We start from the raw sequence: 20,381 nt of genomic DNA on the forward strand, positions 1-20,381 counted from the left end.
GTCAGACCGCCAATTCGCGAAGGATTGCGTTCAACACCGGTCGACCTTCTGCGGTCGCGATGATGCGGCCACCATGACGACGGATCATTCCCATGTCTTCCAGCGACACCAGCTTATCCTCGCTGAGGGCGGTACCGGAGACATGCTCAAACCGGACCGTGTCCAGCCCTTCGCTCAGTCGCATCGCCATCAGCAGGTATTCCGTCGCCTGTTCGTCACGCGGCAGCAACGCCCGAGGCAACTCTCCCGTTCCTGTGGCCTCGACGGCCGTCAGCCACTCTTCCGGGGCTCGATGCGCCTCGGTGGCAAAACGGCCATCGGAAAGGGTCAGGCGGCCATGAGCGCCCGGTCCGACCGCGGCCCAATCGCCTTGCCGCCAATATATGAGATTGTGGCGGCTCTCAGCTCCCGCACGGGCATGGTTCGATATCTCATAGCCCACAAGTCCGGCGGCCTCGCAGATCTCTTGGGTGTCGGCGTACATGTCTGCAGACAGGTCCTCATCGGGCAGGTCGCGCAATTTTCCAGCGGCTGCACGCGCACCGAAGGCGGTCCCGGGCTCGATCGTCAACTGATAGAGCGACAGGTGATCGACGGCCATTGCCAGGGCGTCGCGCAGTTCCGCCCGCCAAGCCGCACGGTCCTGGCCCTGTCGCGCATAGATCAGATCGAAGCTGACTCGTGGAAACGCCTCGCGCGCCACGTCGAAGGCGGCCCGAGCCTCGGCCACGCTGTGCATGCGGCCCAGCTTGCGCAGGTCGTCGTCGTTTAGTGCCTGCACCCCCATCGAAAGTCGGTTCACTCCGGCCTCGGCAAAGCCGCGGAAGCGGCCGCGCTCAACGCTTGTCGGATTGGCTTCGAGCGAGATCTCGATGTCGTTGGCGAAGCCCCAGCCTTGTTGCGCCGCACGAATAACCGCATCGACGGTTTCGGGCAGCATCAGCGATGGTGTCCCGCCGCCGAAGAAGATGCTGCCGAGATGCCTGTCAGGCGTCTCGGCGGCCAGCCGGGCGACCTCGGCCGACAGCGCGGCGGCCCAACGGCGCTGGTCGATCCGATCAGTCACATGGCTGTTGAAGTCGCAATAGGGGCACTTGGCCGCGCAGAACGGCCAGTGGACGTAGAGCCCGAAGCCACCGGCACGCCAGTCGTCGAGCGTATCCGTTGCAAGGGTTGGGGCGCTATGCAAAGACGCCCTCGATCATCGCGGCGACGGCGCGGGCGCGGTGGCTGAGGCTGTTCTTCAACTCGGGCGGCATCTGCCCCAGCGTGACGTCATGACCGTCCGGCTGAAAGATCGGGTCATAGCCATGGCCTTCCTCGCCGCGCGGCGGCCAGACCACCTGGCCGGGCAGGACGCCTTCGAACACCTCGTCGTGCCCGTCGGGCCACATCAGCACCAGCGTGCAGCGGAACTGCGCCGTCCGGGGCATCGGGGCCGAAATGGCCTCAAGCTCACGCCAGGCGCGGGCCATGGCCATCCCGAAGTCTCGGCCGTTCCCCGTCTCGGCCCAGTCAGCGGTATAGACCCCCGGCGCACCGTCCAGCGCGTCGATGCAGATTCCACTGTCGTCGGCCAGCACCGGCAGTCCAGTCGCCTCGGCGGCGGCGCGCGCCTTGATGCGGGCGTTGCCAACAAAGGTGGATTCCGTTTCGGCCGGCTCGACAAGTCCGGCCGCGGCGGCGCCCGTAACCTCGACGTCATAGGGCGCCAGCAGTGCCCGCATCTCGGCCAGCTTGCCGGCGTTATGCGTGGCGACCAGCAGCCGCCGTTCGTCAAAGCGTCTCATGCGACGGCGGCCTTTTGCGCGGCGACAAGATCGGCCATGCCGGCTTCGGCCAGATCCAGCAGCTGGCTCATCTCGTCACGAGAAAACGTCGCGCCCTCGGCCGACATCTGCACCTCGATCAATCGTCCCGCACGGGTCAAGACGAAGTTGCCGTCGGTCCCGGCCTCGCTGTCCTCGGCATAGTCCAGATCCAGCAGCGGCTGCCCGCCGTAGATCCCGCAGCTGACGGCCGCGACATGATCGACGATCGGATCGCTGTTCAGGACGCCCGCCTTCAGCAGCTTGTTCACCGCCAGCCGCAGTGCCACCCAGCCACCGGTGATCGAGGCGCACCGCGTCCCCCCGTCGGCCTGGATCACATCGCAGTCGATGCTGATCTGGCGTTCGCCCAAGGCGCTGCGGTCGATTCCAGCGCGAAGGCTGCGGCCGATCAGGCGCTGGATTTCCTGCGTGCGGCCGGACTGCTTGCCCTGCGCGGCCTCTCGCCGGTTGCGGGTGTTGGTGGCGCGCGGCAGCATCCCGTATTCGGCGGTGACCCAGCCAAGGCCGCTGCCCTTCAGGAACCGCGGCGGATTGTCCTCGATAGTGGCGGTGCACAGGACGTGCGTGTCGCCGCACTTAATCAGGCACGACCCCTCGGCGTGGCGCATCACCCCGGTTTCAATTGAAATCGGGCGCATTTGGCTTAGATTCCGGCCGGAAGGGCGCATGGTTCATCCTTTTCATGAGAGTGCCTGCCCAATACCGCCCGAGGGCACCGTCACGCAACCCCACGAGGCCCATGAGCCAGGAATCGCTGCTGAATGAATTGAACGACCGGTCCCGCGAGGTGTTTCGCCGCGTGGTCGAAGCGTATTTGGACACCGGTGAACCGGTCGGGTCACGGACGCTGACACGTGCGCTTTCGGAAAAAGTCAGCGCCGCCACGATCCGCAACGTGATGCAGGACCTGGAGTTCATGGGGCTTCTGGACAGCCCGCACGTCTCGGCCGGGCGCTTGCCGTCGCAGCTGGGCCTGCGCCTGTTCGTGGACGGCATGATGGAGATCGATGCCGTCAAGCCCGACGACCGCGCCGCCATCGACCAGACCCTCGGCAACGACGATCCAGATACCGGCGTGCTTCTGGATCGGGTCAGCACCGCGCTGTCGTCCATCACCCGAGGTGCGTCGCTGGTGCTGATGCCCAAGCACGAGGCCCCGATTCGCCATATCGAATTCGTCAGCCTGGGGTCTGACCGGGCGCTGGTGGTGCTGGTCTTCGCCGACGGCCATGTCGAGAACCGCATCTTCACCCCGCCGCCGGGACAGACGCCGTCCTCGATGCGAGAGGCCGGGAATTTCCTGAATGCCATGGCCGAGGGCAAGACGCTGGCAGAACTGCGCGGCCACCTGTCCCAGCAGATCAGAACCCGGCGGCAGGAACTGGACATCCTGGCGGCCGAGCTGGTCGAATCGGGCCTCGCGCTTTGGGGCGCCGAGGCAGCCGATCCGCGCCTGATCGTGCGCGGCCGCGCAAACCTGCTGGACAGCGAACTGGCCGACCTGGACCGCATCCGCGTGCTGTTCGACGACCTGGAACGCAAACGCGATATCGTCGAGTTCCTGGAACTTGCCGAAAAAGGCGACGGAGTGCGGATCTTCATCGGCTCGGAGAACAAGCTTTTTTCACTTTCGGGTTCCGCTCTGGTGGTTTCACCCTATATGAATGCCGACCGAAAGATTGTAGGCGCCGTTGGCGTCATCGGGCCGACCCGGCTGAACTATGGCAGGATCGTTCCGATCGTCGATTACACCGCGCAGCTGGTCGGGCGGGTCCTGTCCGGCCGGAAAGGATGAAGTGAGCATGACCGAGCAGAACGAACAGCCGATGGACGAATTTGTCGACGACCCCTTGGCTCAGACCGAAACCGATGACGAGATCGCGCGCCTGACGGCCGAGCGGGACGAGTTGCGCGACAAGTGGATGCGCGCCCTGGCCGATGCCGAGAACGCGCGCAAGCGTGCCGAGAAGGACCGCCGCGACGCCGAGAACTATGGCGGCTCGCGCCTGGCGCGCGATCTGTTGCCGGTGCACGACGCGCTGACGCGGGCACTTGACGCGGCGACCGAGGATCAGCGCGCCGCAGCCTCGGCCCTGATCGAGGGCGTGGAGCTGACCCTGCGGGAGCTGTCGAACGTCTTCACTAAGCATGGCATCGCGATCATCCGCCCCGAGCCGGGCGAGAAGTTCGACCCGACTGTCCACGAAGCGATGTTCGAGGCACCTGTGCCCGGCACGCAGGCGGGCAACATCATCCAGGTCATGGACAACGGCTTCCAGTTGCACGACCGTCTTCTGCGCCCCGCCAAGGTGGGCGTATCGTCCACACCCGCCAACTGACCGGTCCCGGCGGCCCGGGACGTCGCCGGGCTGCTACAACCTTCGGCCGACTTGCCGAATGTTCCCTGCAGCGCGACGTTAGGCCCTGTCCTGTCATGTGGAGGAGGGGGCCATGACCAGCACTGACGGGGTGAGCATTCACCCGGCCGTAGACCACGGTACAAAGCCAGCCAGCCCGGGATTCTCGGGCGGCGTTCTGACCTGCCATTGCGCCAGCGACCCGGTCAAGGTCCGCGTCAGCGCGCAGACCGCACACAACCATGTCTGCGGCTGCACCAAGTGCTGGAAGCCCGAAGGGGCAACGTTCAGCCAGATCGCCGTCGTCTCGCGCGATGCGGTCGAGGTGATCGAGAACGGCGACAAGCTTCAGGTTGTCAATGCCGATGCACCAATCCAGCGCTATGCTTGCCGCGTCTGTGGTGTCCATATGTACGGCCGGATCGAAAACAAGGACCACCCGTTCTACGGCCTCGACTTCGTCCATACCGAACTGTCGCCCGAGGACGGCTGGTCGGCGCCCGAATTTGCCGCCTTCGTCAGTTCGGTCATCGAGACCGGCGTGGATCCATCCCAGATGGACGCTATCAGGGCGCGACTGCGCGAACTGGGGCTGGAGCCTTATGATGCGCTGTCGCCGCCTCTTATGGACGCGATTGCGACCCATGTGGCCAAGCGTTCGGGCGCACTTGCGGCTTGACCTGACCTGCCACGAATTCCAAGAAATGCCAGAGGGCCGCACGTCGGCCCTTTGGTCCTGATCGAGAGCCCACCGAGGCGATAGGAGACAAGAGATGAGAACCCGTGCCGCCGTAGCCCTCGAGGCTGGCAAACCGCTGGAAGTGATGGAGGTCAACCTCGAAGGCCCGAAAGCCGGCGAAGTCATGATCGAGATCAAGGCCACCGGCATCTGCCACACCGACGAGTTCACCCGCTCGGGCGCGGATCCGGAAGGCATCTTCCCGGCGATCCTGGGTCACGAAGGTGCTGGCGTCGTGGTCGAGGTCGGGCCGGGCGTCACCTCGGTCAAGCCGGGCGACCACGTGATCCCGCTCTATACGCCTGAATGCCGCGAATGCGCGTCCTGCCTGTCGGGCAAGACGAACCTCTGCACGCGCATCCGCGCCACGCAGGGCCAGGGCTTGATGCCCGACGGGACCAGCCGTTTCAGCATGCTGGATGGCACGCCGATCTATCACTACATGGGCTGCTCGACCTTCTCGAACTATACCGTGCTGCCCGAGATTGCTGTGGCGAAGGTGCGTGAGGACGCGCCCTTCGACAAGATCTGCTACATCGGCTGCGGCGTCACTACCGGCATCGGCGCGGTGATCAACACCGCCAAGGTGGAAATCGGCGCGAAGGCGGTCGTGTTCGGCCTGGGCGGCATCGGCCTGAACGTGATCCAGGGCCTGCGCCTGGCGGGAGCCGACATGATCATCGGTGTCGACCTGAACAACGACAAGAAGGAAATGGCCGAGCGTTTCGGCATGACCCACTTCGTCAACCCGAAGGAAATCGACGGCTCGATCGTCCAGCACATTGTCGAGATGACCAAGACGCCCTTCGACCAGATCGGTGGCGCCGACTACAGTTTCGATGCGACTGGCAGCACCAAGGTGATGCGCGACGCGCTAGAATGCACCCATCGCGGCTGGGGCCAGTCGGTCATCATCGGCGTCGCGGCCGCCGGTGCCGAAATCAACACCCGGCCGTTCCAGCTGGTTACCGGCCGCGTCTGGAAGGGCACGGCCTTCGGCGGCGCCCGCGGCCGGACCGACGTCCCGAAGATCGTCGACTGGTACATGGAGGGCAAGATCGAGATCGACCCGATGATCACCCACACGATGCCGCTGGACGACATCAACAAGGGCTTCGACCTGATGCACCACGGTGAATCGATCCGCTCGGTCGTCCTTTACTGATCCTTCACGGCTGCTTAGGTAAAAGAACGGCGGGGCCCCGGTCCCGCCGTCGCCATGAGAGAGAACGAAGGAGCAGGCGCATGCGTCACCAGTGGCTGGACGACGACGACGAACCCGAAGAAGAGGACCGCCGCCACAAGGAAGACGGCGGCCTGGGCCTGCCCGAAGGCGACAAGATCGGCAAGCTGTACTTCAAGTCGCGCACGGTGATCGTCGCCGGCGCGATCAATGACAAGCTGGCGCAGCGCACCGTCGCCCACCTGCTGGCCTTGGCCGAAGACAGCGACGCGCCGATCAACATGCTGATCTCGTCGCCCGGCGGGCACGTAGAATCGGGCGACATGATCCACGACGTGGTCAAGTTCATCCGTCCTACGGTGCGCACCATCGGTTCGGGCTGGGTGGCATCGGCCGGTGCGCTGATCTTCGTCGCGGCGAAGAAGGAAAACCGCTACTGCCTGCCCAACACGCGCTTCCTGATCCACCAGCCCTCGGGCGGGATCGGCGGCACGTCGTCCGACATGATGATCCAGGCAGAGCAGGTGCGCCTGATGCGCGACCGTCTGAACCAGATTTTCGCCGACGCCACCGGCCAGAGCGTCGAGCGGATCGAGAAGGACACGCAGCGCGACTTCTGGCTGAATACGCGAGAGGCGCTGGACTATGGCCTGCTGGGCCAGGTCATCCGCAGCGTGGACGACCTGAAATGAGCGGACCTGGCGGGGTGAAGATCCGCCCCGCCACCGCCACCGACCACGATGCCATCTGGGACATCCTGCGCCCCATCTACCGTGCCGGAGAGACCTATTGCATCCCACGCGACATCGACCGGGACGAGGCGTTGGCGGATTGGTTTGCCGCGCCGTTTACGGCCTTCGTGGCCGAGGTCGATGGCCGGATCCTGGGGACCAGCCATGTGGGCGCGAACCGGCCGGCGGGGGGGTTTCATGTCAGCAACGCCTCGTTCGCGACGCATCCCGATGCCAGGGGCAGGGGAATCGCCCGCGCGCTTGGCGAACATGCGAAGGCCTGGGCAAGGTCGCAGGGCTTTCGCGCCATGCAGTTCAACTTCGTCGTCTCGACGAATGAGGATGCCGTCCATTTGTGGCAGAAGCTTGGATTTACCATTGCAGGTCGCCTGCCGGGTGCGTTTGTTCACCCCGGCAAAGGGCCGGTGGATGCGCTGGTCATGTTCCAGAACTTGAAGGGAGAGACGAATGAGCCTTGAAACCCTGTCCGAAACCCGCAGCTTCGGCGGCACCCAGGGCGTCTATCGCCACAAGTCCCAGTCGACTGGTACCGACATGACGTTTGCGGTCTTCCTGCCGGAACTGGCGCAGCATGGCCGCGTGCCGGTGCTGTGGTACCTGTCCGGGCTGACCTGCACGCACGAAAACGCGATGACCAAGGCCGCCGCTCAGCAATGGTGCGACGAGGCCGGCATCGCCATCGTCTTTCCCGACACCTCGCCCCGCGGCGAGGGTGTGGCCAATGACGACGCCTATGACTTGGGGCAGGGTGCCGGCTTTTACGTCAACGCGACCCGGGACCCGTGGAAGCCGCATTTCCAGATGTGGCAGTATGTCGTCCACGAGCTGCCCGAGCTTGTCAGCGACAACTTCGCCATCGACCGCGATGCCATGGGGATCACCGGTCATTCCATGGGTGGTCACGGCGCGCTGACCATTGCGATGACGCATCCTGACCTCTATCGGTCCGTCTCGGCCTTCTCGCCCATCGCGAACCCGACCGAATCCGACTGGGGACGCAAGCAGCTGACGGCCTATCTGGGCGATGACCAAGATGCATGGCGAGCGCACGATTCGACCCTGCTGATGACCGAACGCGGCTATCCCGGCGAGGTTCTGATCGATCAGGGCAGCGCCGACCAGTTCCTCGACCTGCTTAAGCCCGAATCGTTGGCACATGCCATGATGGCCCGGCGCCAGCCCGGCCAGTTCCGAATGCAGCCCGGCTATGACCACAGCTACTTCTTCGTGCAGAGCTTCATGGCGGATCACGTTTTCTGGCATGCGGAACGTCTGGCCTGAAGGGCTTGCCGTAAATTCCCGGTGATCTTGCCGTTTGCCCATAAGACTTTAGGGGCATGCGGCATCAGCCCGAATTGACGTGCGGAGACGCCCGACCAACACTTAGACATGGGTCGCCGCGGGAGGAGGAAACCTGCGGCGCGATATCCAGGGAGCGGAGGAGCATTCGATGAAACATCTCTTGAACAGCGCGGCTGTCGCGCTGCTGCTGACGGTGACGTCGGCACATGCCAATGAGAGCGTCCTGACCGAAACGGCCAAACCCGAACAGTGGGCCATTCAGACCGGCGACTACGCCAACCAGCGCTATTCGGAACTGGACCAGATCAACCGCGACAACGTGGGCGACCTGCGGGTGGCCTGGACATTCTCGACTGGCGTGCTGCGCGGCCACGAAGGCGGACCGCTGGTAATCGGCGACATGATGTATGTCCACACGCCGTTCCCGAACAACATTTTCGCGCTTGACCTGTCCGACAACGGGCGCATCGTGTGGCGCCACACCCCGCAGCAGGACCCCGACGTGATCGCGGTCATGTGCTGTGACACCGTTTATCGCGGCGTGGCCTATGCCGATGGGATGATCCTGACGCACCAGGCAGACACGACGCTGACGGCGCTGGACGCCATGACCGGCGAAGTGAAGTGGTCGGTGAAGACGGGCGATCCGGCCATCGGCGAAACGAACACGGCAACCGTTCTGCCAGTGGGTGACAAGGTCCTGGTCGGCGTGTCGGGTGGCGAATACGGCGTTCGCGGCCGCATGACGGCCTACAATCTTGCCGACGGCACCGAGGTCTGGAAGGCCTATTCGACCGGCCCGGACGAGGAGATGCTGGTCAATCCCGAAACCACGATGCACCTGGGCAAGCCCATCGGCGCGGACAGCTCGCTCAACAGCTGGGAAGGCGACCAGTGGAAAATTGGTGGCGGTTCGACCTGGGGCTGGTATTCCTATGACCCCGAATTGAACCTGGTCTACTATGGCACCGGGAACCCCTCGACCTGGAACCCTTCGCAGCGTCCAGGCGACAACAAGTGGTCGATGACCATCATGGCCCGCGATGCCGACACCGGCGAGGCGAAATGGTTCTACCAGAAGACGCCGCACGACGAATGGGACTATGACGGCGTGAACGAGAACATCCTCGTCGACAAGGAGATCGACGGAGAGATGCGCAAGCTGCTGGTCAACTTCGACCGCAACGGCTTTGCTTATACTCTGGACCGCGAAACCGGCGAACTTCTGGTTGCGGAAAAGTTCGACCCGGCCGTGAACTGGGCAACCGAAGTCGACATGGATCCGGAATCCGAAACCTATGGCCGTCCGCAGGTCGTTGCGGAATATTCGACCGCACAGAACGGCGAAGACACCAACACCACTGGCGTCTGCCCGGCAGCCCTGGGTTCGAAAGACCAGCAGCCGGCATCCTACTCGCCCAAGACCGGCCTGTTCTACGTTCCGACCAACCACGTCTGCATGGACTATGAGCCGTTCCGCGTCGCCTATACCGCGGGCCAGCCCTATGTTGGTGCGACCCTGTCGATGTATCCGGCCCCGGACAGCCACGGCGGCATGGGCAACTTCATCGCCTGGGACGCTGTCAACGGCGAGATCAAGTGGTCCCTGCCCGAGCAGTTCTCGGTCTGGTCGGGCGCCCTGGCCACTGCGGGCGACGTGGTTTTCTACGGTACGCTGGAAGGTTACCTGAAGGCGGTCGATGCAGAAACCGGTGAGGAGCTCTACAGCTTCAAGACGCCCTCGGGCATCATCGGCAACGTCATGACCTACGAACACGACGGCAAGCAGTATATCGGCGTCCTGTCGGGTGTCGGTGGCTGGGCCGGCATCGGTCTGGCGGCCGGTCTGACCAACCCGAACGACGGTCTGGGCGCCGTGGGCGGCTATGCCGCGCTCAGCGACTATACCGAACTGGGTGGCCAGCTGACCGTGTTCGAACTGCCGGGCGATGCCAGCGCATCGGCCACGCCGACCGAAGGCGAGGCGCCCGCGGAAGGCACGACGAACGGCTAATACTTTCGTTCCGCTAGAGCGAAGTTGATCTGTGAAGGGGCCGCCCCAAGGTTAGACTTGGGGCGGTTCTGTCTGAGGAGAGCAGGCAGATGCGAAATGGGAGGATATCCACGATGGAAGCCATCACCGGTCTGACGGCGCTGGTTCTGGGCGCGTCACTGGCCACAATGGCCCTGGCGCAATCCAATGCGACAACCGAGACCCCTCCGGCAGATGCCGGAGCAGGCGCGGCCGCGGCCGTGTCCGGCAGCACCCAGCCCGCCGCCGCCGGCGATGCCGCGATGCCCGAGGAAGAACCCGCGGAACTGGCCGAGGGCGAGACCGTCCTGCCGAACGGCATGGACATCACCCCGGTCGAGATGCTGGACGGGCGCTGGCGCAACGCTGAAGGTATCCCAACCTTTAAGGTTGAGGATGGCGTCGTCGACTTTGCCACCTTCAACGGCTTCCGCCGCTATCATGCCGAATGCCACGTCTGCCACGGACCCGACGGCGAAGGTTCGACTTATGCCCCGGCGTTGAAGGAGTCCGTCCTGCGCATGGACTACTATGACTTCATGGAAACCGTGGCCTCTGGTCGCCAGGGCAGCAACTCGGTGATGCCGGCCTTCGGGACGAACAAGAACGTTTGGTGCTATATCGACGACATCTACGTCTATCTTTTGGCGCATGGCACTGGCGAGATCGGCCGCGGCCGCCCAGCAGAGCGCGCCGACAAGCCCGAAGAATATACGGCGCTGGAAGATTCATGCATGTCCAGTTGATCTGCCTGGCGACCGCGCTGGCCTTGGTGGCGGGGTTCGCCGGACCGGGTGCGTCGCAGGTCGCCGATCTGCGTTCGGCGACAGAATTCCGGGTCTGCGCGGACCCGGCGAACGCGCCGATGTCGTCGCAGGACGGCACCGGCTTCGAAAACCGTTTGGCCGATTATTTCGGCGAACTGCTGGGCCTGCCCGTCACCTACAGCTGGTTTCCGTCGGGGATGGGGTTCATCACCCGCACCCTGCGTGCAGGCACATGCGATGTCGTGATGGGTTATGCCCAAGGCGACGAACTGGTGCAGAACACCAATCATTACTACACCTCGGTCTACGGCATCGTGACGCGGCGCGATGGGCCGCTGGCTTTGGTCGACCATCTGACCGATCCCGCGTTGAAGGACGCAGATATCGGCGTGGTGGCAGGTACGCCTCCGGCGTCGCATCTGGCGCGGGCCGGTCTGGCCAAGAACATGCGCGGCGCCGACCTGTTCGTCGATCGCCGAGTCGAGGATCCGTTGGGCGACATGATCGAGGGCGTCCGCAGCGGCGAACTGGAGGCGGCCGTGCTGTGGGGACCTTTGGTTGGGCCGAGGATCAAGGATGATCCCGACCTGCAGTTCACCCCGCTGCTGAAGGAAGAGGGCGGGCCGAAGCTGTTCTATCGCATCACGATGGGCGTCCGGCTTGAAGAGCAAGAATGGAAGCGCCAGCTGAACAGCCTGATCCGCCGGAACCAGGACGGCATCAACCAGATCCTCCACGAGGCCGGCGTTCCATTGGTGGACGATTACGGCAAGGAGATCTTGCCATGATCCGGGTTCTGGCGCTGTTGCTGGCCATCGCGACACCCGCGATGGCAGATACGGTGCCGGAACCCGGCACGTATCGAGGTGAGCCCTATCGTGCTCCGGTTCCGGCGACGTTGTCTGGGGCCGAGGTGATCGACGCCGATGCGGCCATCGCGCTGCAGCGGCAAGGGCGAGCGGCGTTCATTGACGTGCTGCCACGGACGACCCGCCCCGAAGGTCTGCCGGAGGGGACGATCTGGCACGAAAAGCTGCACCAGACCATTCCGGGTTCGGTCTGGCTGTGGAACACCGGCTATCAGGCCCTGTCCGCCGCCGAGGAGGCGCGGCTGCGGACGGGTCTCGACCGCCTGCGTCAGGATGATCCCGGACGGCCGCTGGTGTTCTTCTGCCGCCCAGACTGCTGGATGAGCTGGAACGCCGCCCGTCGCGCCATCGAATGGGGATATCAGCCGGTGCTGTGGTTTCCCGGCGGCGCCGATGCCTGGGCAGAGGCGGGCGGACCGGCACTGGTTACGGCTGAACCTGTCGACCCGTGAAGCTGCCAAAGGCGCGTGGACCGGACGGCATGTCAATGCTGTCCCTGACGGTCAGGTCGGACGCATCGAGGATGACCAGGCTGTCCGAGTCCCAATTCGCCACGGCGACGCCGCTGCCATCGGGCAGGGCTGCGATGCCTTCGGGATAATCGCCGACCTCGACCTCGGCCACGGCCTGGAGGGTTGCCGGATCGAAGACGGTGACGCTGCTGTCATACTGGTTCGTCACGAAGCCCCGGCCGCCGGCGAAGGCCACGGCATAGGGATGGCTGCCCGTGGAGATGTCTCCAACCAGTTCGCCGGTGCTGGCGTCGATGACCGACACGCTGTCACCCTGCACGTCGGCCGTATATAGCAGGCCGTCATGGAAGGTGATCCCGAACGGATGGGATCCTGCCGTCGGAACTTGATAAAGCCGCCGCCCGTCGTCGGCGTCATAGATGCTGACGGCGTCGTCGTCGCGATCCGCCGTCGCCACAAGCGTGCCGTCGCCACTGACGGCAACGCCTGCGGGCGCGGCCCCGGTCTTGCTTTGCCAAATGGGCTGAAGGTCGGAATCCAGCCGGGTCAGCATGCCGCCGTACCAGTCGGTCACGAAAACCCCGCCGCCCGGCGCGACGGCAAGCCCGAAGGCCCCTTCGCCTAGATCCGCCTGCGCCACGACCGTGGCCTCTTCATCGACCACGTGCAGCCGACCCGTGTCCGCCGCCACGACATAGGCGCGCCGCCCCGCCGGATCATAGGCAACGGGGGCGGGCGCACCTTCGATCCTTGTGCTGGCCACGATCCTGCCCTGTCCGAGGTCGACGACGCTGAGCGCGTCGCCGTGCTGAGATGTCACGAAGGCCAGATCTCCGGCCAGGGCCGGAGATGCCAGTGCGACAAGCGCGAGCAGGGGCCAGCGGATCACTCTACCTTGCCGAAGCGTTCCGCCAGCGCGTCGAGGCCCGCGGAATAGACGCCGTTCACGGCCTCAATGGCGGCATCGTCATTCAACTCGGCCGGGGGATCGTTGTTCGGAAAGCCGCGGTAGAAACCGCCCTTCCACATTACCTCTGCCTTCCCGTCCTTGTCGCTGACCTGCAGCGTCGAGGAATAGTTGGTGACCGGCAGAACGGCCGTGTCCACCTCGGTGATCATGTACTTGTAGCGCATCTTCTCGGGGTCGATGGCCATAAGCTGTTCAGTGATCGTCGGCGTACCGCTGTCGGACCTCAGCGTCAGCACCCGCGTCGATTCATCCGGGACATCCGCCGGTGCCCCTTCGGGCACCATTTCGGTCGAGACGATCGCGGGGTGCCAGCTCATGTCGTCGAACTTGCCGATCACCTCCCAGACCTCGGCCGGGGTCGCGTCCAGCACGACCGTCTGCTCGGTCTTCAGCCGCGAGGGGCCATGCGCCGCGGCCGCGCCCGAAAAGGCCACGACCGCGCCAAGCGCCACGGCAAGAACCTGCGTCTTCATCATTCCTTTTTGTCCTCCCGAAAGATGATGTTCCTCAGCAAATAGCTGTAGCCACGCCGATAGGCGTCATCGGTGTTGCCCCGGATCTCGACCGATCCGGCCCGGATCGTCCGACCCGTTTCGGCATCGCGCAGATGCAGGTTCACCGACTGGATCAGGTTCGACACCTTCTGCGCCTCGCCAGCGATGGCATAGTCCGAGCCCATTTCGCGGGCGATCCGTGTGTCGGCGCCGTTGGAATGCACCGGGTTCAGGATGCCTTCCACCGCCTCCTCGGGCGGGCTGGACATCGTGAAGCCGCGCGCGGTCAGGTCGGCGGCGATGAAGTCCTCGATCATGGCAAGACGCACAGTCTCGTCCTCGCGCACGCCGTTGATCGCGCCCTCGGTCGAAGTGTCGATGTAGTGGATGCCGAACCACGTTGCCGGTCCCGGTTCCGGTGCGGCTTGCGCAAGAGCTGCGGCGGGTGCGGCAAGCGCAAGGCCCAGGGCCGCTATCAGGCTGTTCTTCGACATGCCCCGACCATGCGCCCGCTGCCGGGGGCCGTCCATAAGACAAAAGACTTACGCCGTCCCACCTTTGTCGCAGCCAAATCTTCCCGCCCATGCCGGGAACATTAAACGGCTTGCCGCAAGGGTCTTCACTCAGCACCATGGCGTGAGGGAGAAGATAGATGCTCAAGGGAATCATGGGACTTCTGGCCGGTACCGTGGCGCTGGCCCAGCCCGCTGCGGCCCAGACACAGGACCCCGTCCTGATCCGGGCGGCGGTGCTGCGGGTGGACGATCCGGGCCTGCCGCCGATCTCTCGGCTGGACCTGCCGCCCGAGGATCTCGGCTTTGCCGGCGCGCGACTGGCAATCGAGGACAACGACACCACCGGCCGATTCATGGGCCAGGACTTCGAGGCGACCGAGGTCGCCGCAAGTCCCGACACCGCCGCCGCCGAGATGGCGAAGCTGCTAGAGGACGGGATGGAATTTATCGTCGTCCTGGCGGATGACGCGGTGACGCTGGAACTGGCCGACCAGGTGGGCGACCAGGCCATGCTGCTGAACGCCCGCGCCCGCGGCGACAACCTTCGCGGAAAGGACTGCCGCTTCAACACCATTCACGTTGCCCCCAGCAGGGCCATGCTGGCCGACGGCCTGACGCAGTTCCTGATGTGGAAGAATTGGCCGCGCTGGTTCCTGATCCATGGCAGCCACCCCGAGGATCTGGCAATGGCCGAGGCTTATCGCAACGCGGCCAACAAATTCGGCGCGCGCATCGTTGAAGAGCGTGAGTACGAGGATACCGGCGGCGCCCGGCGCACCGACAGCGGCCATGTGCAGGTTCAGGCCCAGATGCCCGTCTTCACGCAGCGCGCCGCAGACCACGACATCGTCATTACCGCTGACGAGGCCGATGTCTTCGCGGCCTACATGCCCTATCTGACCTGGGACCCGCGGCCCGTGGCCGGATCGGCGGGACTGGTTCCGCGAAGCTGGCATCCCGCGATGGAGGCCTGGGGCGGCACGCAGTTCCAGAACCGCTTCGAAAGCCTTGCCGACCGGCAGATCCGCGAGGACGATTACCAGACCTGGCTGGCCCTGCGGATCATCGGAGAAGCCGCCACCCGCACCCAGTCCGGCGACCCCGAGGTGCTGAAGAAGTTCATCCTTTCGCCGGAGTTCGACGTCGCCGGCTTCAAGGGCCAGGCGCTGACGGTCCGCGACTGGGATCACCAGGTGCGCCAGCCCATCCTGTTGACGACGGGCGTCGTGACCACCTCGGTCAGCCCGCAGGATCAGTACCTGCACCAGACAAGCCAGCTCGACACGCTTGGCGTAGACCGGCCCGAAACCCAATGCCAGTTCCAAGAGGCGTCATGAAACACCTGCTTTCCGCGACCACCGGGCTTGCGCTGCTGATTTCGGCCGATACCGCGCTGGCGAACCGCGTCTTCGTCACGAACGAACGCAGCAACGACGTGACCGTCATCGACGGCGAGACCTTCGAGGTGATCGGGACCTATCCCGTCGGCAACCGCCCGCGCGGCATCACCATCAGCCCGGATGGGTCGGAACTCTACGTCTGCGTCTCGGACGACAACCTGGTCCGCGTCTTCGATCCGAACACGATGGAAGAGCTGCACACGCTGCCGTCGGGGCCGGACCCCGAACTCTTCGTGTTGCACCCCTCGGGCAACCCCCTGTTCATTGCCAACGAGGATGACAACATCGTCACGGTGGTGGACACCGAAACCCACCAGATGCTGGCCGAGGTCCCGGTTGGGGTCGAGCCAGAGGGCATGGGCGTCAGCCCCGATGGAGCCGTCGTCATCAACACGTCGGAAACGACGAACATGGCGCATTTCATCGACACCGAAACCTATGAGATCACCGCGAACGTGCTGGTCGACAGCCGCCCCCGTTTTGCCCAATACACGGCCGACGGATCGAAGCTTTACGTGACATCGGAAATCGGCGGCACGGTCAGCGTCATCGACCCCGCCACGCAGCAGATCACCAAGAAGATCAGCTTCGAGATTCCCGGTGTCCTGCCCGAGGCGATCCAGCCGGTCGGCGCCCGCGTGACCTCGGACGGCTCGAAACTGTTCGTGGCGCTTGGCCCCGCCAACCGGGTCGCCGTCGTGGACGCGGAAACCGACGAGGTGATCGACTATCTTCTGGTCGGCCAGCGGGTCTGGCAGTTGGCCTTCTCGCCCGACGAAAAGTGGCTCTACACCACCAACGGCAATTCCAACGACGTCTCGATCATCGATGTCGAGGCGAACGAGGTCGTCCGCTCGGTTCAGGTCGGGCAGCAGCCTTGGGGCGTCGTGGTCGCCCCCGACTGATTTCAGGCACAAAGGAGTTTTTCATGACGACACTGACCAAGCTGATGTCCGGCGCCGCGCTGGCCCTGATCCTGGCGCTTCCCGCGACCGCGCAAGAGGCGCAGCCCGAGGAGTCCCCTGCCGCCGACACCACCACGGGTGACACGGCCAGCGAAGCCTCGGCGCCGGAAGATGACGACGATGACGACGAGGAGGCCGCGGGCGACGGCGTCTATGAGGCAAGCGGTCAGTTCGAATATGGCTTCGCGGGCGTTCTGGCGCGGGAAAACCGGACCGATCTTGCGCCTCTGACGCTGGCCTCGGGCCAGCCGGTCGCGGGGGGCGAGTACACAATCAAGTCCGGCGGTTACTACCGCATCGAGATCACTGCCGACGGCAGCCAGGAACTGGCGCTGTCGGGCGGCGACTTCTTCCGGGCCATCTGGATCAACGAGATCGTGGTCGACGACATCGAGGTCCGCCCGATGGGTGTCCACAGCATCGAGTTCGACAGCGCCGGGACCGCGACGCTCAGCTTCGTGGCGATCTTGCCGGGGCGGTATACGCTTTCGGTGCCGGGATCGTCGGGCGACAGCCTGCAGGCGGTGTTCAACATCCAGTGACGGCGGCGCTTGAAATCGACCATGTCAGCCACAGCTTCGGCGCCGTGCAGGCGCTGAGGGACGTGTCCTTGACGGTACCGAAGGGCGGGTTCACCGCCCTTTTGGGCGTGAACGGGGCCGGCAAGACCACGCTCTTTTCGCTGATCACGCGGCTTTACAACAACCGGTCCGGCACGATCAGGGTCGGCGGGCATGACCTGCGGCGCGAACCGTCGCAGGCGCTGGCCCGTCTGGGTGTCGTCTTCCAGAGCCGAGCGATGGACGCCGACCTGACCATCCGGCAGAATCTGATGTATCACGCTAGCCTGCATGGGATCCCCGGTCGGCGGGCCCGCCCGCGGATCGACCAGGTGCTGGCCCAGGTCGATCTGGCCGACCGCGCCGATGCGCGTGTCACGGCGCTGTCGGGCGGCCAGTCCCGCCGGGCCGAGATCGCGCGCGCATTGCTGCACCGTCCCGAACTGCTGCTGCTGGACGAGGCGACGGTGGGTCTGGACGTCAAGTCGCGGGCCGAGGTGCTGGCCCTGACCCGCCGCCTGATCGCCGATGAAAACGTGTCTGCCCTCTGGGCCACGCATATCATGGACGAGATCGAGCCTGGCGACGATCTGGTCGTCCTGCACCGGGGGCAGGTCCTGCGGCAGGGCAGCGCCGCCGACATCGCCGGGGGCGACGGTCTGACACAGGCATTCCTGGACCTGACGGGGGTGGCGCCATGAGCGCCACGTCATCGGTGCGCGGTTGGCTGACGGCCTTCGCGGGAATCTCGCGGCGCGAGACCCTGCGCTTCGTCAACCAGCGCGGCCGCTTCCTCGCGGCGCTGGTGCGGCCGCTGGTCTGGCTGTTCATCTTCGCCGCCGGATTCCGGGCGGTGCTGGGCCTGTCGATCACGCCACCCTACCAGACCTACATCCTCTACGAGGTCTATGTCACGCCGGGCCTTGTCGCGATGATCCAGCTGTTCAACGGCATGCAGTCGTCCCTGTCGATGGTCTATGATCGTGAAACCGGTGCCATGCGGACGCTGCTGGTCAGCCCGTTCCCGCGCTGGTTCCTGCTGGGGTCGAAACTGGTCGCGGGTGTCGTCGTGTCGATCATCCAGGTCTATACCTTCCTGGCCATCGCCTGGTTCTGGGGGATCGAACCGCCGCTGTGGGGCTATGTCGCCGTGATCCCCGCGCTGATCCTGTCGGGGCTGATGCTGGGGGCGATGGGGCTGTTCCTCTCCAGCGCTATCCGGCAGCTGGAAAACTTCGCCGGAGTCATGAACTTCGTGATCTTCCCGATGTTCTTCGCGTCCTCGGCGCTTTATCCACTGTGGCGGATGAACGAAAGCTCACCCCTGCTGCACGACATCTGCGTGGTGAACCCGTTCACGCATGCAGTCGAGCTGATCCGGTTCGCGCTCTATCTGCAGGTCAACTGGACGGCGCTGGCGGTCGTCCTAGGATGTTTGGCGGGGTTCTTCGGCGCCGCCGTCTTCATGTATGATCCGCAAAAGGGCCTCTGGGCCCGCCGGAAAGGAGGTCCCGGATGATCCGCCTGTCACTGCTGCTGGCGCTGCTGGCCGCGCCTGCATCTGCCGCGACCGGCACCGATCCCGATTGGCCCTGCATCCAGCGCAAGCAGCCGCACCTGTCGCTGGGGCAGGTCTGGACCGGGCCGCAGCCCGACGACCGCACATCAGAACTGGTGCGCGACCCGCAAATCGAACGGCTGGCCGCGCGTCTGGAACAGCGTCGCCTGCCGCTGGAAGAGGCCGAGGCCGACATTGCAGACTTTGCCGAAGACGCGGATGACGCCCAGTTGGTGGCGCTGATGCAGGCGATCTTCCAGAAGGTGGAAAGCGACCGGGGCGCCATCATCGGCGGCATCGCACGCTATGGCCGCTCGCAAGTGGAAATGGCCGACCGCATCGCCGAACGCCGCAGCCGCATGGCCGAGTTGGAAGATGCGGCGGAACCCGACTTCGACGCCATCGACGCCGAGGAAGAGGCGCTGGACTGGGACAGCCGCATCTTTACCGAACGCCAGCAGTCGCTGACCTATGTCTGCGAAACGCCGGTGATCCTGGAACAGCGCCTGTTCGCCTTGGGCCGCGCCATCGCCAGCCACCTGGACTGACGCCTAGTCCTTGCGGGACAGCGCCACCACCTGGTCATGCGGCCGGTCCAGCCGGGACGCCAGCCCGTCGCGCACCGCGACGTCCAGTACCTTGCGGAACAGCGCCGCATCGTCACCATAATCGGCGGCCTTGCCCCGCCACTTGTGCAGCAGCACCGGCACCAGCGGCCAGAACCACGGCCCCGCCGCAACGCGATAGGCGATCAGCGCGTTTCGATACATGTAGAACACCTTCCACATTGGCCGCAGCACCAGACCGGTATTTCCCTGCAGGGCGGCGGTGTCGTGGTCGAACCGCAACTGCGGCGCGAAACCGATGCGCAGCCCCGCGCGCCGCATCCGCAGCGTGAAAAGCTGGTCGTCGCCATAGATGAACAGCTTGGGATCGGGCAGGCCCGCACGGTCCAGTGCCGGCTTCGACAGGAAGAAGCCGACGAAGCTGGTCATGTCGACGGCCCGCATCGGGGCGTCGGGCCGATAATCCTCGTCCGACAGGTGAAAGCCCTTGCGCCCCCGGCCCTGTGGCATGCGCGCCAGCGTCCGCAGGAACGTGCCGGGATGCCAGAACGGGTTGCAATAGGGGCGGTTCATCTCGCACACGCGGCCGTCGGGGTGAAAGACCGCCGCGCCGATGGCGTCCCATCCGCTGACGTCCATGCGGCGGAACGTATCAATCGCGCCGGGCTGTGGGCGGCCGTCATCGTCCATCAGCACGAACCAGTCAGCCGGGGTGCGATCCCGTGCGATTTCCAACGCGGCCGAGAACCCGCCAGCGCCGCCCAGGTTAGCCGTGCTGTGGTGGACGATCAGGCGCGGGTCCTTCTGCGCCGCAAGCCAGGCCGCCGTGCCATCGGTCGAGGCGTTGTCGACGACGACGACATGGTCCACCCGCTGCGACAGCAGCCGCTGAACCGTCACGATCAGCTTGTCGAGCCGGTCGTGCGTCACCACGGCGGCGCAGAGTGTAAGATGCGTGTCGGCCATGCCTGCGCGATGTTTCCAAGGGTGCCGGATCGCCCGGCAGGTCCGCCCGAATAGCATGGCGCGGGGCCGCCCGGCAACTGG

General features: G+C 65.0%; 24 protein-coding genes. 17 read left to right on the forward strand and 7 right to left on the reverse strand.

Going from position 1 to position 20,381, the window contains the following annotated elements:
* Position 1 precedes the first annotated feature (1 nt).
* Genes hemW through rph form a run of 3 tightly spaced genes read right to left on the reverse strand, consistent with a single transcriptional unit; the run spans position 2 to position 2,500 of the window.
* Positions 2–1,189, reverse strand: a complete 1,188-nt coding sequence (hemW, locus tag OC184_RS02445) for a radical SAM family heme chaperone HemW (protein ID WP_265505596.1) — start codon at positions 1,187–1,189, stop codon at positions 2–4.
* Complete coding sequence (gene rdgB, locus OC184_RS02450; protein WP_265505597.1) at positions 1,182–1,790, reverse strand: RdgB/HAM1 family non-canonical purine NTP pyrophosphatase; 609 nt, start codon at positions 1,788–1,790, stop codon at positions 1,182–1,184. The genes hemW and rdgB overlap by 8 nt, the downstream gene beginning before the upstream one ends.
* Complete coding sequence (rph, locus tag OC184_RS02455; protein WP_265505598.1) at positions 1,787–2,500, reverse strand: ribonuclease PH; 714 nt, start codon at positions 2,498–2,500, stop codon at positions 1,787–1,789. The genes rdgB and rph overlap by 4 nt, the downstream gene beginning before the upstream one ends.
* A gap of 71 nt (positions 2,501–2,571) precedes the next feature.
* Between rph and hrcA the strand changes: the two genes are divergently transcribed.
* From hrcA to OC184_RS02510, 11 genes are all read left to right on the forward strand, one after another.
* The gene (gene hrcA, locus OC184_RS02460; RefSeq protein ID WP_265505599.1) at positions 2,572–3,627 is read left to right on the forward strand and encodes a heat-inducible transcriptional repressor HrcA; all 1,056 of its coding nucleotides are present in this window, start codon (positions 2,572–2,574) and stop codon (positions 3,625–3,627) included.
* Positions 3,628–3,634: 7 nt separating this feature from the next.
* Complete coding sequence (locus OC184_RS02465) at positions 3,635–4,171, forward strand: nucleotide exchange factor GrpE (RefSeq protein WP_265505600.1); 537 nt, start codon at positions 3,635–3,637, stop codon at positions 4,169–4,171.
* A gap of 112 nt (positions 4,172–4,283) precedes the next feature.
* Positions 4,284–4,868, forward strand: coding sequence for an S-(hydroxymethyl)glutathione synthase (gene gfa / locus OC184_RS02470; protein ID WP_265505601.1), 585 nt, complete (start codon positions 4,284–4,286; stop codon positions 4,866–4,868).
* A gap of 94 nt (positions 4,869–4,962) precedes the next feature.
* On the forward strand, positions 4,963–6,093 hold the full coding sequence (locus OC184_RS02475; protein ID WP_265505602.1) for an S-(hydroxymethyl)glutathione dehydrogenase/class III alcohol dehydrogenase: 1,131 nt from the start codon (positions 4,963–4,965) through the stop codon (positions 6,091–6,093).
* Positions 6,094–6,173: 80 nt separating this feature from the next.
* Entirely contained in the window at positions 6,174–6,803 is a 630-nt protein-coding gene (locus OC184_RS02480; protein WP_265505603.1) for an ATP-dependent Clp protease proteolytic subunit, read from the forward strand.
* On the forward strand, positions 6,800–7,321 hold the full coding sequence (locus OC184_RS02485) for a GNAT family N-acetyltransferase (RefSeq protein WP_265505604.1): 522 nt from the start codon (positions 6,800–6,802) through the stop codon (positions 7,319–7,321). The genes OC184_RS02480 and OC184_RS02485 overlap by 4 nt, the downstream gene beginning before the upstream one ends.
* On the forward strand, positions 7,311–8,144 hold the full coding sequence (gene fghA, locus OC184_RS02490) for an S-formylglutathione hydrolase (RefSeq protein WP_265505605.1): 834 nt from the start codon (positions 7,311–7,313) through the stop codon (positions 8,142–8,144). Before OC184_RS02485 ends, fghA begins: the two co-directional genes overlap by 11 nt.
* A gap of 169 nt (positions 8,145–8,313) precedes the next feature.
* On the forward strand, positions 8,314–10,179 hold the full coding sequence (locus OC184_RS02495; RefSeq protein ID WP_265505606.1) for a methanol/ethanol family PQQ-dependent dehydrogenase: 1,866 nt from the start codon (positions 8,314–8,316) through the stop codon (positions 10,177–10,179).
* 113 nt (positions 10,180–10,292) lie between these two features.
* Positions 10,293–10,943 (forward strand): c-type cytochrome, methanol metabolism-related, encoded by a 651-nt coding sequence (locus tag OC184_RS02500; protein ID WP_265505607.1) that lies wholly within the window; start codon positions 10,293–10,295, stop codon positions 10,941–10,943.
* Positions 10,928–11,752 (forward strand): quinoprotein dehydrogenase-associated putative ABC transporter substrate-binding protein, encoded by an 825-nt coding sequence (locus OC184_RS02505; protein ID WP_265505608.1) that lies wholly within the window; start codon positions 10,928–10,930, stop codon positions 11,750–11,752. The genes OC184_RS02500 and OC184_RS02505 overlap by 16 nt, the downstream gene beginning before the upstream one ends.
* The gene (locus tag OC184_RS02510) at positions 11,749–12,285 is read left to right on the forward strand and encodes a PQQ-dependent catabolism-associated CXXCW motif protein (protein WP_265505609.1); all 537 of its coding nucleotides are present in this window, start codon (positions 11,749–11,751) and stop codon (positions 12,283–12,285) included. Before OC184_RS02505 ends, OC184_RS02510 begins: the two co-directional genes overlap by 4 nt.
* On the opposite strand, the gene OC184_RS02515 is transcribed toward OC184_RS02510, so the two are convergent.
* From OC184_RS02515 to OC184_RS02525, 3 genes are read right to left on the reverse strand one after another with little or no spacing between them, the layout of a single operon-like run.
* Positions 12,260–13,195: a YncE family protein gene (locus OC184_RS02515; protein ID WP_265505610.1), complete on the reverse strand. Its 936-nt coding sequence runs from the start codon at positions 13,193–13,195 to the stop codon at positions 12,260–12,262. The two genes, OC184_RS02510 and OC184_RS02515, sit on opposite strands and share 26 nt — an antisense overlap.
* Entirely contained in the window at positions 13,192–13,749 is a 558-nt protein-coding gene (locus OC184_RS02520; protein WP_378926885.1) for an SRPBCC family protein, read from the reverse strand. The genes OC184_RS02515 and OC184_RS02520 overlap by 4 nt, the downstream gene beginning before the upstream one ends.
* On the reverse strand, positions 13,749–14,264 hold the full coding sequence (locus tag OC184_RS02525) for a DUF3280 domain-containing protein (RefSeq protein WP_265505612.1): 516 nt from the start codon (positions 14,262–14,264) through the stop codon (positions 13,749–13,751). The genes OC184_RS02520 and OC184_RS02525 overlap by 1 nt, the downstream gene beginning before the upstream one ends.
* A 158-nt stretch (positions 14,265–14,422) precedes the next feature.
* Here OC184_RS02525 and OC184_RS02530 point away from each other — a divergent pair, with 158 nt between their 5' ends.
* The 6 genes from OC184_RS02530 to OC184_RS02555 are packed head-to-tail and all read left to right on the forward strand — an operon-like array spanning position 14,423 to position 19,316.
* Complete coding sequence (locus OC184_RS02530) at positions 14,423–15,622, forward strand: ABC transporter substrate-binding protein (RefSeq protein ID WP_265505613.1); 1,200 nt, start codon at positions 14,423–14,425, stop codon at positions 15,620–15,622.
* Positions 15,619–16,590: a YVTN family beta-propeller repeat protein gene (locus OC184_RS02535; protein WP_265505614.1), complete on the forward strand. Its 972-nt coding sequence runs from the start codon at positions 15,619–15,621 to the stop codon at positions 16,588–16,590. The genes OC184_RS02530 and OC184_RS02535 overlap by 4 nt, the downstream gene beginning before the upstream one ends.
* A 44-nt stretch (positions 16,591–16,634) precedes the next feature.
* Positions 16,635–17,192 carry a cupredoxin domain-containing protein gene (locus OC184_RS02540; protein WP_378926887.1) on the forward strand — a complete coding sequence of 186 codons (558 nt, stop codon included), beginning with the start codon at positions 16,635–16,637 and terminating at the stop codon, positions 17,190–17,192.
* A complete protein-coding gene (locus OC184_RS02545) occupies positions 17,189–17,911 on the forward strand; it encodes an ATP-binding cassette domain-containing protein (RefSeq protein WP_265505616.1) in 723 nt (240 codons plus the stop codon). The genes OC184_RS02540 and OC184_RS02545 overlap by 4 nt, the downstream gene beginning before the upstream one ends.
* On the forward strand, positions 17,908–18,729 hold the full coding sequence (locus tag OC184_RS02550; protein WP_265505617.1) for an ABC transporter permease: 822 nt from the start codon (positions 17,908–17,910) through the stop codon (positions 18,727–18,729). The genes OC184_RS02545 and OC184_RS02550 overlap by 4 nt, the downstream gene beginning before the upstream one ends.
* A complete protein-coding gene (locus OC184_RS02555; protein ID WP_265505618.1) occupies positions 18,726–19,316 on the forward strand; it encodes a hypothetical protein in 591 nt (196 codons plus the stop codon). The genes OC184_RS02550 and OC184_RS02555 overlap by 4 nt, the downstream gene beginning before the upstream one ends.
* A gap of 3 nt (positions 19,317–19,319) precedes the next feature.
* Here the strand turns inward: OC184_RS02555 and OC184_RS02560 are convergent, their stop codons facing one another.
* Positions 19,320–20,300, reverse strand: a complete 981-nt coding sequence (locus OC184_RS02560; RefSeq protein WP_265505619.1) for a glycosyltransferase — start codon at positions 20,298–20,300, stop codon at positions 19,320–19,322.
* Positions 20,301–20,381: the final 81 nt, after the last annotated feature.

The organism is Paracoccus rhizosphaerae (genome assembly GCF_026162645.1).
GTDB classification, from domain to species: Bacteria; Pseudomonadota; Alphaproteobacteria; order Rhodobacterales; family Rhodobacteraceae; genus Paracoccus; species Paracoccus rhizosphaerae.

Excerpts from the sequence above, each read along its gene's own strand:
- rdgB (WP_265505597.1), bottom strand. The coding sequence starts at position 1,790 with ATGAGACGCTTTGACGAACGGCGGCTGCTGGTCGCCACGCATAACGCC.
- rph (WP_265505598.1), bottom strand. The coding sequence starts at position 2,500 with ATGCGCCCTTCCGGCCGGAATCTAAGCCAAATGCGCCCGATTTCAATT.
- hrcA (WP_265505599.1), top strand. The coding sequence starts at position 2,572 with ATGAGCCAGGAATCGCTGCTGAATGAATTGAACGACCGGTCCCGCGAG.
- OC184_RS02465 (WP_265505600.1), top strand. The coding sequence starts at position 3,635 with ATGACCGAGCAGAACGAACAGCCGATGGACGAATTTGTCGACGACCCC.
- gfa (WP_265505601.1), top strand. The coding sequence starts at position 4,284 with ATGACCAGCACTGACGGGGTGAGCATTCACCCGGCCGTAGACCACGGT.
- OC184_RS02475 (WP_265505602.1), top strand. The coding sequence starts at position 4,963 with ATGAGAACCCGTGCCGCCGTAGCCCTCGAGGCTGGCAAACCGCTGGAA.
- OC184_RS02480 (WP_265505603.1), top strand. The coding sequence starts at position 6,174 with ATGCGTCACCAGTGGCTGGACGACGACGACGAACCCGAAGAAGAGGAC.
- OC184_RS02485 (WP_265505604.1), top strand. The coding sequence starts at position 6,800 with ATGAGCGGACCTGGCGGGGTGAAGATCCGCCCCGCCACCGCCACCGAC.
- fghA (WP_265505605.1), top strand. The coding sequence starts at position 7,311 with ATGAGCCTTGAAACCCTGTCCGAAACCCGCAGCTTCGGCGGCACCCAG.
- OC184_RS02495 (WP_265505606.1), top strand. The coding sequence starts at position 8,314 with ATGAAACATCTCTTGAACAGCGCGGCTGTCGCGCTGCTGCTGACGGTG.
- OC184_RS02500 (WP_265505607.1), top strand. The coding sequence starts at position 10,293 with ATGGAAGCCATCACCGGTCTGACGGCGCTGGTTCTGGGCGCGTCACTG.
- OC184_RS02505 (WP_265505608.1), top strand. The coding sequence starts at position 10,928 with ATGCATGTCCAGTTGATCTGCCTGGCGACCGCGCTGGCCTTGGTGGCG.
- OC184_RS02510 (WP_265505609.1), top strand. The coding sequence starts at position 11,749 with ATGATCCGGGTTCTGGCGCTGTTGCTGGCCATCGCGACACCCGCGATG.
- OC184_RS02520 (WP_378926885.1), bottom strand. The coding sequence starts at position 13,749 with ATGAAGACGCAGGTTCTTGCCGTGGCGCTTGGCGCGGTCGTGGCCTTT.
- OC184_RS02525 (WP_265505612.1), bottom strand. The coding sequence starts at position 14,264 with ATGTCGAAGAACAGCCTGATAGCGGCCCTGGGCCTTGCGCTTGCCGCA.
- OC184_RS02530 (WP_265505613.1), top strand. The coding sequence starts at position 14,423 with ATGCTCAAGGGAATCATGGGACTTCTGGCCGGTACCGTGGCGCTGGCC.
- OC184_RS02535 (WP_265505614.1), top strand. The coding sequence starts at position 15,619 with ATGAAACACCTGCTTTCCGCGACCACCGGGCTTGCGCTGCTGATTTCG.
- OC184_RS02540 (WP_378926887.1), top strand. The coding sequence starts at position 16,635 with ATGTCCGGCGCCGCGCTGGCCCTGATCCTGGCGCTTCCCGCGACCGCG.
- OC184_RS02550 (WP_265505617.1), top strand. The coding sequence starts at position 17,908 with ATGAGCGCCACGTCATCGGTGCGCGGTTGGCTGACGGCCTTCGCGGGA.
- OC184_RS02555 (WP_265505618.1), top strand. The coding sequence starts at position 18,726 with ATGATCCGCCTGTCACTGCTGCTGGCGCTGCTGGCCGCGCCTGCATCT.
- OC184_RS02560 (WP_265505619.1), bottom strand. The coding sequence starts at position 20,300 with ATGGCCGACACGCATCTTACACTCTGCGCCGCCGTGGTGACGCACGAC.